The sequence below is a fragment of the Clostridium porci genome, assembly GCF_009696375.1.
GTDB classification, from domain to species: domain Bacteria; phylum Bacillota; class Clostridia; order Lachnospirales; family Lachnospiraceae; genus Enterocloster; species Enterocloster porci.
This window is the reverse complement of the sequence record NZ_VUMD01000017.1, coordinates 80,793-92,425: the sequence shown is the minus strand read 5'-3', so window position 1 is coordinate 92,425 and position 11,633 is coordinate 80,793. Positions and strand designations below refer to the sequence as shown.

General features: G+C 44.7%; 11 protein-coding genes and 7 tRNA genes. 1 reads left to right on the top strand and 17 read right to left on the bottom strand.

The window, feature by feature from the left end:
* Positions 1 to 133: 133 nt before the first annotated feature.
* Positions 134 to 2,182: an ATP-dependent DNA helicase RecG gene (recG, locus tag FYJ39_RS16420; protein ID WP_154473511.1), complete on the bottom strand. Its 2,049-nt coding sequence runs from the start codon at positions 2,180 to 2,182 to the stop codon at positions 134 to 136.
* A gap of 206 nt (positions 2,183 to 2,388) precedes the next feature.
* Here recG and FYJ39_RS16415 point away from each other — a divergent pair, with 206 nt between their 5' ends.
* Positions 2,389 to 3,165 (top strand): class B sortase, encoded by a 777-nt coding sequence (locus FYJ39_RS16415; RefSeq protein WP_195840464.1) that lies wholly within the window; start codon positions 2,389 to 2,391, stop codon positions 3,163 to 3,165.
* A 71-nt stretch (positions 3,166 to 3,236) separates the two neighbouring features.
* On the opposite strand, the gene FYJ39_RS16410 is transcribed toward FYJ39_RS16415, so the two are convergent.
* The 16 genes from FYJ39_RS16410 to FYJ39_RS21250 form a co-directional block, all read right to left on the bottom strand.
* Complete coding sequence (locus FYJ39_RS16410; RefSeq protein WP_154473509.1) at positions 3,237 to 4,157, bottom strand: single-stranded DNA-binding protein; 921 nt, start codon at positions 4,155 to 4,157, stop codon at positions 3,237 to 3,239.
* A 143-nt stretch (positions 4,158 to 4,300) separates the two neighbouring features.
* Positions 4,301 to 5,680 carry a PhoH family protein gene (locus FYJ39_RS16405; protein WP_154473508.1) on the bottom strand — a complete coding sequence of 460 codons (1,380 nt, stop codon included), beginning with the start codon at positions 5,678 to 5,680 and terminating at the stop codon, positions 4,301 to 4,303.
* A gap of 115 nt (positions 5,681 to 5,795) precedes the next feature.
* Positions 5,796 to 6,293, bottom strand: a complete 498-nt coding sequence (locus tag FYJ39_RS16400; RefSeq protein ID WP_154473507.1) for a hypothetical protein — start codon at positions 6,291 to 6,293, stop codon at positions 5,796 to 5,798.
* Between the two features lie 30 nt (positions 6,294 to 6,323).
* Positions 6,324 to 6,497 carry a hypothetical protein gene (locus tag FYJ39_RS16395; protein WP_154473506.1) on the bottom strand — a complete coding sequence of 58 codons (174 nt, stop codon included), beginning with the start codon at positions 6,495 to 6,497 and terminating at the stop codon, positions 6,324 to 6,326.
* A 128-nt stretch (positions 6,498 to 6,625) separates the two neighbouring features.
* A complete protein-coding gene (locus FYJ39_RS16390; protein WP_154473505.1) occupies positions 6,626 to 7,162 on the bottom strand; it encodes a hypothetical protein in 537 nt (178 codons plus the stop codon).
* Positions 7,163 to 7,276: 114 nt separating this feature from the next.
* Entirely contained in the window at positions 7,277 to 8,533 is a 1,257-nt protein-coding gene (locus tag FYJ39_RS16385; protein WP_154473504.1) for a WGR domain-containing protein, read from the bottom strand.
* A gap of 160 nt (positions 8,534 to 8,693) precedes the next feature.
* Complete coding sequence (locus FYJ39_RS16380; protein WP_154473503.1) at positions 8,694 to 10,070, bottom strand: DUF2130 domain-containing protein; 1,377 nt, start codon at positions 10,068 to 10,070, stop codon at positions 8,694 to 8,696.
* 141 nt (positions 10,071 to 10,211) lie between these two features.
* Positions 10,212 to 10,439, bottom strand: coding sequence for a helix-turn-helix domain-containing protein (locus FYJ39_RS16375; RefSeq protein ID WP_154473502.1), 228 nt, complete (start codon positions 10,437 to 10,439; stop codon positions 10,212 to 10,214).
* Between the two features lie 202 nt (positions 10,440 to 10,641).
* Positions 10,642 to 10,713, bottom strand: a tRNA-Arg gene (locus tag FYJ39_RS16370).
* Between the two features lie 4 nt (positions 10,714 to 10,717).
* Positions 10,718 to 10,790 (bottom strand) — tRNA-Gln (locus tag FYJ39_RS16365).
* A gap of 12 nt (positions 10,791 to 10,802) precedes the next feature.
* Positions 10,803 to 10,873 (bottom strand) — tRNA-Gln (locus FYJ39_RS16360).
* A 4-nt stretch (positions 10,874 to 10,877) separates the two neighbouring features.
* A tRNA-Glu gene (locus tag FYJ39_RS16355) sits at positions 10,878 to 10,950 on the bottom strand.
* Positions 10,951 to 10,954: 4 nt separating this feature from the next.
* A tRNA-Lys gene (locus FYJ39_RS16350) sits at positions 10,955 to 11,027 on the bottom strand.
* 220 nt (positions 11,028 to 11,247) lie between these two features.
* Positions 11,248 to 11,321 (bottom strand) — tRNA-Glu (locus FYJ39_RS16345).
* 30 nt (positions 11,322 to 11,351) lie between these two features.
* Positions 11,352 to 11,424: transfer RNA gene (locus tag FYJ39_RS16340), tRNA-Lys, on the bottom strand.
* A gap of 70 nt (positions 11,425 to 11,494) precedes the next feature.
* On the bottom strand, positions 11,495 to 11,629 hold the full coding sequence (locus FYJ39_RS21250; RefSeq protein ID WP_268890681.1) for a hypothetical protein: 135 nt from the start codon (positions 11,627 to 11,629) through the stop codon (positions 11,495 to 11,497).
* Positions 11,630 to 11,633 lie beyond the last annotated feature (4 nt).

Sequence of the window (11,633 nt, the reverse complement as noted above, 5' to 3'; positions counted from 1 at the left end):
ATGAAAGAATCTTGGAGTTTTTTAAGATTTTTATTAAAACAGAGGCTATTTACAGAAAAGTGGTGCTGGGGATAACTCCCAGCACCAACTTTGTCTACAGTCTGAAGAGGCAGCCATACGGCCGCCTTTGATGCTATAAATTGAGGTTATCCGTTTGTTCTTCCATATATACAGATAGCTTCCCTTCCAGTTTCGGGTACGTCCTCAGTTCTGGATCTTTGGAAAGAATCTCATCGACTGCATCGGAGGCTGCCTTGAGTAACTTTGCATCCGCATAAATATCCGCCAACTGAAATGCACCCATACCACTCTGCTGCATTCCCATGACATCTCCAGGGCCACGAAGCCTTAAATCTTCTGAAGCAATGAAGAAGCCGTCGTTTGACTGGCGTAACACATCAAGCCTTGCGGCTTGTGCTTTTTCTTCGGAGGAAGCAATGAGGATGCAGTATGACTGAGCGCTTCCACGGCCGACACGCCCACGCAGCTGGTGGAGCTGAGCTAGTCCAAAGCGTTCTGCGTTTTCAATCATGATCACAGTAGCATTCGGTACATTGACACCGACCTCAATCACTGTGGTGGAAATTAGGACCTTGGTAACGCCCTTGGAAAACTCCTCCATGATCTTCGTTTTCTCAGCCGCCTTCATGCGTCCATGCAGATGAGCAATCGGAATGTTCGGGAAGTGCTTCTGCAGATTCTCTGCATATGCAACTACGTTTTCCGCTTCTACCTTTTCATTTTCCTCTACCATCGGACAAATAATATACACCTGATGCCCGTTTGCCACTTCCTGGTTAATAAAGGTAAAGGCTTTGTGTCGCTCACTGGCTGTAATGACGCAGTTTTTGATTGGTAAGCGGTTGGCCGGCCGTTCATTGATCACGGAAATATCCATATCCCCATATAAGATAATAGCCATAGTACGTGGAATTGGTGTGGCACTCATGACTAAAATATGAGGAGAGTTACCCTTTTTACCAAACAGGGTTCTCTGTCCAACACCAAAACGGTGCTGCTCATCTGTAATCACCAGAGCGAGGTTATCGTATTGTACCGCATCCTGAATTAAAGCGTGTGTGCCAACGACAATGTCTGCTTCATGGGATGCGATTTTTTGATAAGCTCTTCGTTTTTCTGCGTCGGTCATGGAACCGGTAAGAAGCTCCACATGAAACGGGATCTGGTTTTTCTCAAATAACTCCACAATCGATTCATAATGCTGTTTTGCAAGCACCTCAGTCGGAACCATCAGAGCGCCTTGATAGCCGTTTTCTGCAGCCTCCAAAAGCGACAGAATAGCCAAAATTGTCTTTCCGGATCCAACATCCCCTTGCACAAGACGATTCATGGTCTTTTTACTATTGGTGTCCTTTCGGATTTCTTCCAGGGCCTGCTTTTGTGCATTGGTCAATCGATACGGAAGGGAATCTTCTAACTTCTTGGACAACTCATTTTTCTGAAAGACATAATGATTTTCCGCTTCGACCATGGAGTTTTTCACTTTCCGAATAGATAGCAGGAAGAGAAAAAACTCATCAAAGACCAAACGGTTTTTGGCGGCATAATATTCTTTCCATGAAACTGGATGATGAATGCCAACCAAAGCCTTAGTCTCCGGAAGTAACGTATATTTCCTCAGCAGCTCTTCTGGAAGAAACTCCATCGTTTCCGCATCCAACTGATTGATGAGTGTATCGACCAGTTTATGAATGGTGTCGCTTGATAATCCTTTGGTTTGCGGATAAACCGGCTGTATATGTTTTTGAAGCTCTGCGTATTCATCCTCAGAAAAGTAACGAGGCTGCTCCATCTGGAGACCATATTCTGTTTGCGTCACTTTTCCCTGAAAGATCACATACTTCTTTTGCTGGAGCAAACGTTTTAAGTACGGCATCTGAAACCACAGTAATTTAATTTGGCCCGTACCGTCATCCAACGTGGTATTTGAAATAGAAAGATTGTTCTTAGTTTTCTGTTCGTATACGGGATTTGTGATAAAAAACCCTGTTGTGCCAACTTCACCGGGGATCAGTTCTGCAATAAAGGTGGGATTTTTATAGACCTCGTATTTTCGCGGATATAAATGCAGCAAATCATCGGTTGTATAAACGCCGAGTTTTTCAAGTAATTTTGTAATTTTGGTGCCAACCCCATGGATGGCAGTAATGGGTGTCTGCATCTTCTCTCCTCCTTTTCATGCTATTGTAGAATATTTACGTCTTATAGGCGAATTTCAAAGTTTGCGGATATGAAAAATAAGATTATTTTGCAAAAAGAGATTCGGGGATTCCTGAGACTTGTGCTTTTGATGTTGTTTTGTCGTAATTCATACGCTTTGTCGTGCATAATTCTTTTGAATAATTTAGAGATATGGAGGTTCGCAATATGAAATCAGTCAGAGGTATTTTAATTATGGTGCTGTTAATTATCTGCGTTATCAGCGGCTTTATCAGCATCAGCAGCATTGTATCCAAAAAACAGGATGAAGCTGCATATGAAAGTCTCTGTGAGTCAGTGACAGCTTCTTCGGAACCGGTTACAACAGAGAGTGAACCTTTGACTGAACAGTCAGAGGAAATCGCAGTAAAACCAACCGAAAGTTCTGCGGAAGAAACAACGTCTGCCGCATCTTCTGTTCCGGCAGGTGTCATCAACCTGATGAAACAGAATGCAAACGTGGTGGGATGGATCAAAATCGACAACACAAAGATCGATTATCCAATTGTGCAGCATAAAGAGGACAATGAGTATTTTTTACACCGTGACATCAACGGTAAGAAAAATTCGGCAGGTTCTATTTATCTGGACAGCAACCACCAGATCGACGGAGACGGGCTTCACGTTGTTTATGGACACCATATGAAAAATGGATCTATGTTCAAGGACATCGTGAAATTCCGGGATGCTGCTTACATGAAGCAACACCAGAACATTACCATCTGGACAGGAGAAAGAGAGATTTCTCTTAAACCGGTGTACTGCTATGCAGGAGCTGCAGATGGCTCTTACAGAAACAACTTTGATTCGCCAGAAGAATTACAGGCGTTTCTGAAAGAAAAAACGGGAGAAACTATTTCTTCTGACAATGTGTTTGTATTCATTACCTGCTCCTATGGCAGTGCCGATGAACGCACATATCTAATATGCGAAGAGGAAGGCTGATGGGCCTTCTTCTTTTTTTTTGCCTCACTACTGCCACAAAAAAGAAGCCCTGTATGGGGCTTCTTTCAGTGTTATACCTCATCCGGATCCGCAGCTTCATCCATTGCTTCGGTATCGTCAAGAGGTGTATCATCTCCGAAAAGCTGGGCTCTTGCAGCCTGTCCGGCAGCAATTTCCTCAAGGCGCTTCTCTTCTTCAATTTCCTCCATCGTTTTACAGCCAGTCAGATACTCTGTGGAATATGGTACGATCTCCGTGGCAGAATCCCTGTATGTATATTCCTTCTCGCAAAACGGGCAGATATGCGTTCTGGTATATTCACGGGTCTGAATGGCTCCATCAACGAATACCATACCCTCTTCCTGGATCGCACGATAATCGTTATCCGCGACGAAACCATAGGATTTCACGAATGGGAAGTCGTGCTTATTCTCGTCGTCATCCTCTTTGATTCGGTATTTTCGCATAATATCAAGCTGGTAGTTAGTGATCTTCTGTCCCTTGTCAGTTACGAACATCTCTGGTGCCGTACAAGCCTTACCGATGACAGTAATACGGTTAGAAATCTCTGCGTTTCGACGCATATCCTGATTGCCTTCCTCCGGAGACAACCCTTTATACTCTGTTTTCATGAAAATCGGGTTGATAAATGCCAGAGTTGTTTTGATCTGTTCGATCTGTTGGCAATGCGGGCAGCAATGCGGTTTAGTCACGTTGACAGTCGCCAAGGTACCGCGAATCAGAACCATATCGCCCTCTTCCCAGGCCTGCATCAGCTTCATGATCTTTTTGTTCTGGCTTAACACAACCGGAACATCGATGCGGATTCTCTTGTCTACAGCACCGAAATCTCGGATACCACGCATGACAGAAATGGCACCGATGACTCTTACCAATGTTCTGGATGCATTGGTTTCATCCGTGGAATTATAAAGCAATTTGGGTGCTTGAATGACGCGGCCATATAATGTGACTTCATTATGTCTTGCCATGATTGTACTCTCCTTTTCTTACAGTGTTATTTTAAGTATGGAATTTTTACAGCCAAAAGTCGCAAAACGCTATAGCAATTCCATTTTCCAAAAGAGCCGCGTGCCAAAATTTCTGGCACGCAGCCAATATATTTACGTCCTGATTAGGAAATGAGCGATGCGACTCTTGCGGCAAGTTCGCTTCGTGTTGTCTCTTCATCACGGAATCCTACCACGCAACACAGGGGATCTCCAGCCATCAGCTTCAATGCGTATGCAAGGCCGTTGTTGTATTTGTTGAGTCTTGGATTGTCGATCTGATTGAGATCGCCGGCAAGAACCAGCTTCGTGTCGGATCCCACTCTGGTTAAGATGCCCTTCATTTGCGAAATGGTTGTGTTCTGCGCTTCGTCCACATACAGGATCTGTCTGGTCAATGAACGTCCTCTTAAGAAGCCGAGTGCTTCTGTGGAAATGTAGCCATCATCAATCAGGCTCCGAACCTTTTCCTGGACCATTTCTTCTTTGCCGCCGGCCTTTGTCACATTTTTTCCATCGGCCAGTAACTCCAGGTTATCCATGCAACCACGTAACAAAGGACCTACCTTGCTGGTTTCATCACCGGGCAATGCTCCGATATCCTTATCAAACTCTACGTTTGCACGGGTAATGGTCATTCTGCGGTAAATCTGCCTTGTTTTACACTGCTCAATGCCACAGGCGAGCGTCAAAAAGGTCTTTGCGGTACCAGCAGATCCTTTCAAAATGACTAATGGAATTTGGCTGGCAGGAGCCATCAGCGCTTCGATTGCAAAATGCTGTGCAACATTCCGTGGCGTAATGCCGCATGGCCGTGAATTGTCATATGACAGTTTGTGAATGAGTCCGCCCTTCATCTGACCGAGCACGCTGCCGTTATCGTCGTATGTCCGCAAAATAACAAACTCATTTTCCTTAAGGGGCAGCGGTGTTCCGATTTCTGTTACGACTACGTTGGCATCCAGCGTTCCATGGGCCATAAAATGCTCCATTTCAGCAGCAGAGACCATTCCTTCATTTCTTCCGTTATACAACAGATAGTCGTCATCAACCATTTCATGCCGGTAATCTTCTGCAATCAGCTTTAACCGGTCAGCCTTGAAACGTACGGCGGTATCCTTGGAAACTACAATAACCGGCATTCCCTTTTCTTCTGTCAGCGAAAGTGCGGTAGCCAGAATCAAATTATCAGGGATTGGCTCCCAGCCCTTAGGAAGCAGCTTCATGGATCCATTTTCCACAACCCGGATCATTCCACCGTTTGCTGTCCTCATGCCTTCTTCCGTCTTTTGTTTTCTGAATTTTTCAAAATTGCGGAGTGCTCTGCGGGCATTGTATCCCTTTTCTCCAAGAGCATCTTTGTTGTGATCCAATTCCTCAATCACAATATCCGGAACTACAATGATGTTATCATCAAACATTGCCATGCAGTCCGGATCTGAGATGAAGACATTGGTATCCAACACATACAGTTTCTGTTTTGATTTTGGTTTTGCTTTTGACATTGGAAACCTCCTTAATTTGAATGTAATCAAATTATGGGGAATTTCTTTCTAAAAACCGCTTTTTTTTATACACGAAAAAAGGAGGCGGTATCAAACCGTCTCCTTTAAGGAAGTATTATGCTGCTCCAAACAGAATCTCGTGCAAGGTATCAATGTCCTGTACACGGGTTCCCTTGAAGGTGTTGTTGTTTCCATTGATGCCGTTGAGCCACTTAATTGCAGTGCCGCCGGCAGCCTCCCATTCGATGAGATTGATGCTGTAATCATCGATCAGGACATCATCCTTGGTCAGCGGGCGTCTCAGAGCCTCCATCACAAAGGCAGCTTTGTTAACGCCGCACGGTACCAGGAGTCTGTGATCGCGATTGATGTTCGGAATATGCTGATCGCTCCAGTCATGCTTTTCATCAAATGCATAGGTGTCAGGCATATAAGCTGACAGGATAAAGGCTTCACACGCTGCATTTTCAACCAGAGTATTTGCAAATGATGCAATCTCTGTCGGTGCCAGGGTAGCAAAATATCCTTTCTTTTTTAAGTCTGCCGGAGAGGCAGCCGCTCTCCACTCTGCTGCTGTTCCATCAAGGTCGATATAAATTGTTTTTCTGTTCATGTTCGTTTTCTCCTTCAGTAAATTTTTCTCCTAGACATTCCCCAAGGCATATACCAGCTCATGAAATGTCTTTACGATGTCAAAGTTGTTTTTATACGCCAGCGCACATACTCCTAAGCAGGCTATCAGGATAATTCTGCGTACTCTTCGCTTCCCAATCGCAATGCAGGCAATTCGATATGCTTTTCTGATCGTTCGCACCACCGTTTGAACCTCCTTTAACTCGATTTTCTATATTTTTCATGGTAATTATGGGTGGGCATTTCGTTGAATTACAAAAAGTGGGCACGATGGCCCACTTTTCAGGATGCTGCAAGTGTCATGCTGGTCGCTTAATTCGATTTCTCTTTTCTGCGATCAATCTCCTCTTTTAATCGTTCAAGTTCCTTACGAATTTCGGAATAACTATAAAAACGACCGTTCACAAAAGTCCACGGTTCACAGAACGTCCATTCGGCATGGATGCAATCGAACAGTGCCTTGAGAAATGCCTGATACTGACACTCAAGTAAAAACTCATCGTAGTCAAAGCACTCCTTGGTTTTCTGTGAATAATGCGGCCCGGCATTTTTAGTGCGGATAGCATTTCTGGCGATTTTATTGAGTCTGGCTACTGTTCGTACAGCGACGGTTTCCATATCTGCCTCTTTGATGTCAAAAAGCATGGTTACCGCTCTTCTCTGATCCTGTTCAGTGTAAGACTGAAACGAACAGCAACCACAGGAACAATGCACTTTTCCCTTAGAAAGTGTCCCCCGTACCGGCATACATTCATCATCGTACTGCTGAATATCCCGAAGAATATGTTCCTTTCTTTTGATGTGTAACTCCCTCTGCTTTCTACGATAGTATCTGCTTTTGTGAATCATAAACATCCTCCTCTCCTATGTCTTCTATTTTTCTGCTTAATTATGGATTGGAATCTCTCCTTACAAAAAAAGAGCCTATGAAAATAGACTCCCTTTTGATGCGGTTATTATGGCTTAGACATCAAATTCGCAGATATACGAGATTGTCATCTGATCCTCTCTGTAAAAGATGATCTCATCATCCAGCAACATCCCTTTCTCTGCTTTTGCATGAACACAGCTGCAGTTTGGATAATCACTCTGCAAACGGTCAAAATTGTACCCTTTCCAACGGCTGTCATGGCTATACACTTCATGTGGCACACCATAGGCCGTAGCATAAAGAGACATGATTGCAGTGTCAGAATGGTCTCCGGTCCATTTTCCGGCAGAGGTGTATCCCCAGGATTTTCTTGCAGACGGTGCAAAATAGATGCCGTTTCCGAACATTTTTCCCGTGATCACGGCATCCGGTTTTAAGAGGAGGCCCTTTTGTAAAATGGACACCCAGTTTTCATTACGGCTGCCATGCCAAAGCATTTTGACTTTTGGCGCGCCATTGCTGTTCGCATTCTCCTTTAAGTATGCATCGAATCGCTCCTGTGTCTTCATGTTAATGACGCGGTACACTGCTTTTAACTGAGAGCGTAAGGATGGACTTAAATGCCGCTTCACCTCTTCAACCTGGCTGTCAGTTGCCGTATACATTTGAATACCCATCGCTTCTAAGAGTGTCTGTGAGGATCCAACGTACTCCAACTTTCGTTCCTGAATTTTTACCTGACCTTCCATGATGTCCAAGAGTTCTTCCTCTCGCAGGATAATGGCCACACAATCTGCCTTGCAGGCCGCCATCATACGTTTGACTCCCTCTGCTCCCTGGCCGGCAATCCGTCGTGGAATCACATGCATCAGTTCTTTCAACACATCGTTAAAAGCGCGTACAACAGTTGTTTCTGACATGTTATTGTTTGCGATATTTCTCAGATTCTGAATCAGGCCTCTCGCTTCATCTACCATCTTCTGTGTCACATCGTTTGCATTAACGGTGTAGTTGCTTTTGATGGTGTGTTTTGCAAATGCCATCAGACGGTTGATAAATTCAGAGACCTTCTCATCAGTAATATCCGTAAACGAGATCTCCTGCTGCGGTGCTGTCGATATTGCATGAAGATCGGAAACATCCTTATAACCCTTTGCGAGTTTTTCCTGAAGTTTTGTGTTGTACACACGGTTTGAATATTTTCGCTGCTGTGCCCTTCCGTTACCAACCCTTCCGTACTGCGCAATCCACTCTCCATTGCCAGCATCAATCATCTTGTAGAATTTATTGTTGTTCTTCTCCGGATCTACAAGAATCAAATATCGCTCTGGTATTTTTTCTGCTGCCATTTTTCTTTTTTCCTTCCATGATTTTTAGAACCGCTTCTCAATGCCTGTGTGGTTCGGATCAATTATGGTTTTGGAAAAGTGGGCACAGCGCCTCTCATGCGATATAGTAACGATTGGGCAAACAAAAAACAGCGGAGCACATCCGCTGTTTTGTTTGGAATTAGGCTGTCTGAGACGTAAGCTGAGAAGAGTCTGTGATGGCCGGTGCCTTTGACTGGTCGGTAAGTTCTGCAAAACGTTTCTGCATCGTCGGATTATCCTTCGTCAATTTCTTGACGGTCAGATCATCCACCTTATCATTTGCCAGTCTTAAATTGTTCTCAGAAGATAACAGGTGTTCCTTGACCTTCTGCATTCTGATAATGGCTTTATCAATCTCCTCGATTGCAGAGCCAAACTTTTCACTGGCCAGCCGGTAGTTTCGGCCGAAACGTTTCTTGAAATCAGCAAGACTTTCCTCGAATTTGGAAATGTCCAGGTTCTGATTACGCATCGCCTCCAGCTCTCTCTGGTACCCAAGGGAATTGAGTGCGGCATTGCGTAACAGCGTGATCAGCGTCAGGAAAAACTGCGGACGGATAACGTACATTTTCGGATACTGATATACTTCTACAATTCCGGTGTTGTAGAGTTCACTGTCTGCCTCCAGCATGGACACCAGAACGGCGTATTCGCAGCCCTTTTCTCTACGGTCCTTATCGAGTTCCTTGAAGAAGTCGCTGTTTTTATGCTTGGTGGCGGTTGTCTCATTTTCGTTCTTCATCTCAAACATAATGGAGATATACTCCAAGCCGTTCTCATCGAAGTCCCTGAAAATGTAATCACCCTTGCTGCCGGATTTTGATACCTGATTATCCTTCTCAAAATAAGCGCTCTGGAAACCAAGGGCGCGGACCTGATTAAAGGAGGTTTCGCAGTGCTGCTCCAAAGTCTCGCCAATCATCTTGGTGCTCATTTTGGCCTTTAAGTCGCGGTAATAGGCGATCTGCTCGTCCTTTGCCTTTAACTGTGCGTCATAGCTGCTCTTTAAGTTCTGAGCTTTCAAATCCGCTTCCGTTTTGCCAAGTGCGATCTGATTCTTCAGCTCCGCAATCTCTGCCTCTTTTGCAGACATCTGCTTTGCAGCTTCTGCTTCTGCGGTTGTGACGGCCAGATCACGATCTTTGCCGGATGATTCCAGTTTTGATTTTAATTCCGCAATCTTGGTATCCTTGTCAAAAAGCTGTTTCTGATAACGCTGCTCAGCCTCTGTTTTCGTTAACTGAACGACCGAATCCTTCTGAGCCTGCTCGGATTCCAGCTGGGACTTTAAGCGTGCGATCTCAGCGTCTTTCTCACGCAGGTAGTCCTGATGCTTTGCTTCTGCCTCTGCCACTGCAATCGTTAAGGATTTGGACTTGTCTGCTTCCGCAGCTTCTCGCTGTCTTAACAGTTCTTTTTCAAACTCCTTGTCTCTGACCTGCTTTACAATCGCGGCATATCCTGTTTCATCTACCTCAAACTGTTCTCCGCAATGCGGACATTTTAACTTTTCCATATTTGCTCCTTTTCCAGACATACTCAAATGTCTTATAATATTTCGGTTCAATTATGGAATGGAATGTCTTAGAAAACGCACAGGAACAGTGCAGCAAACAAAAAAGAGACCCTTGACAGGTCTCTTTTCTATCGTCGTCTCTTAATCTCTGTATGCAATCATATCGTTAATAGATACGCCAAACAATACGCTTAATGCTAAAAAGTTATCGATGGATGGCAGTGCATAGCCATGGATCCACTTATAAATTGCATTGGTAGTGGAAAGTCCAAAGTAATCCTTTAAGTCTGCAACGCTAAAGCCTCTATCTCTTCTTAAGGCGTCGATTCTGGAACCGGTCGCGACCGGGTCAATGACTGGAAAATTCATGATATAATCTCCTCTTCTGCTTATAATCATCAGATAGAGTGAGTGCTGTATCAGATATTAAAAACAAGGTGTCACTCTATCTTGTCATTTAGATACACAAATAACGCACTGTTTTTGAGTGCGTTCCTGTTTTCGTTCCTTTTGACATTGACAGAGAACTGTTCTTAACATATCGTTCTTCTTCCTTTCATTTTTCTAAAAACCGGACTACGGGGATTCGAACCCTGAATGCACGGTCCGTAGCCGTGTGCCTTATCCATTTGGCGATAGTCCGAAAGCTAGGCTGGTCGGATTCGAACCGACGAATGCAGGAGTCAAAATCCTGTGCCGTAACCGCTTGGCGACAGCCCAATATAAAACAAGCTGCGGATAAAGGAATCGAACCTATACCTACCGATTCAGAGTCGGCTGTACTTCCATTATACGAATCCGCAAAAGTGACCCCAGTGGGAATCGAACCCGACATCTCCGGCTTGAAAGGCCGGTATCTCAACCTCTGGACCGTGGGGCCAAAATGTGCGTAGAGGGATTTGAACCCTCGACCTAACGATTAAAAGTCGTTTGCTCTGCCAACTGAGCTACACGCACAAAGAATGCTTTGGAGTTATGCTCCAATACGTGTTTTCCGATCTTATCAGTGTTGCACCAATCAGATCATACATACAGAATACCATGTCTGCTTGGATGGCACAAACTCTGGTTTCCTGCGGATAACAAAAAATAGGCTTTTTGTAAAGCACCGTGGCGGAATCGAACCGTCTTCATGCAGTTTTGCAGACTGCAGCCGCTCCTCACGGTACGGTGCATATGACCCCGGCCGGAATTGAACCGAGCATCTGCGGCTTGAGAGGCCGCCGTCGTAATCCACTAGACTACGGGGCCATATGAAGCGAATGGGTTCCCCCATTCCAATGCGTGCGGAGGGGATCGAACCCTCGACCGTACGATTAAGAGTCGTATGCTCTGCCAACTGAGCTACACACGCAAAAAACCGTTCACCCATCACGGATAAACGGTTTGATACTGGAATTATGCATTGATTCATTCGGATTCACTTACATTGTATGCGAATCCTGTTCTGCTCCTATATCAAAATATCCATTCCGTGATGCCACGCCAAAAGCACGCTGTTTCTTACAAGCGCGTTCTCTTTTCATTTCAGATTGGCGTTTCATCATCATGGTTGTCATGGCT

Bases quoted from the DNA above. Each gene is read 5' to 3' on its own strand.
- recG (WP_154473511.1), bottom strand. From the start codon at position 2,182: ATGCAGACACCCATTACTGCCATCCATGGGGTTGGCACCAAAATTACA.
- FYJ39_RS16415 (WP_195840464.1), top strand. From the start codon at position 2,389: ATGAAATCAGTCAGAGGTATTTTAATTATGGTGCTGTTAATTATCTGC.
- FYJ39_RS16410 (WP_154473509.1), bottom strand. From the start codon at position 4,157: ATGGCAAGACATAATGAAGTCACATTATATGGCCGCGTCATTCAAGCA.
- FYJ39_RS16405 (WP_154473508.1), bottom strand. From the start codon at position 5,680: ATGTCAAAAGCAAAACCAAAATCAAAACAGAAACTGTATGTGTTGGAT.
- FYJ39_RS16400 (WP_154473507.1), bottom strand. From the start codon at position 6,293: ATGAACAGAAAAACAATTTATATCGACCTTGATGGAACAGCAGCAGAG.
- FYJ39_RS16390 (WP_154473505.1), bottom strand. From the start codon at position 7,162: ATGATTCACAAAAGCAGATACTATCGTAGAAAGCAGAGGGAGTTACAC.
- FYJ39_RS16385 (WP_154473504.1), bottom strand. From the start codon at position 8,533: ATGGCAGCAGAAAAAATACCAGAGCGATATTTGATTCTTGTAGATCCG.
- FYJ39_RS16380 (WP_154473503.1), bottom strand. From the start codon at position 10,070: ATGGAAAAGTTAAAATGTCCGCATTGCGGAGAACAGTTTGAGGTAGAT.
- FYJ39_RS16375 (WP_154473502.1), bottom strand. From the start codon at position 10,439: ATGAATTTTCCAGTCATTGACCCGGTCGCGACCGGTTCCAGAATCGAC.
- FYJ39_RS21250 (WP_268890681.1), bottom strand. From the start codon at position 11,629: ATGACAACCATGATGATGAAACGCCAATCTGAAATGAAAAGAGAACGC.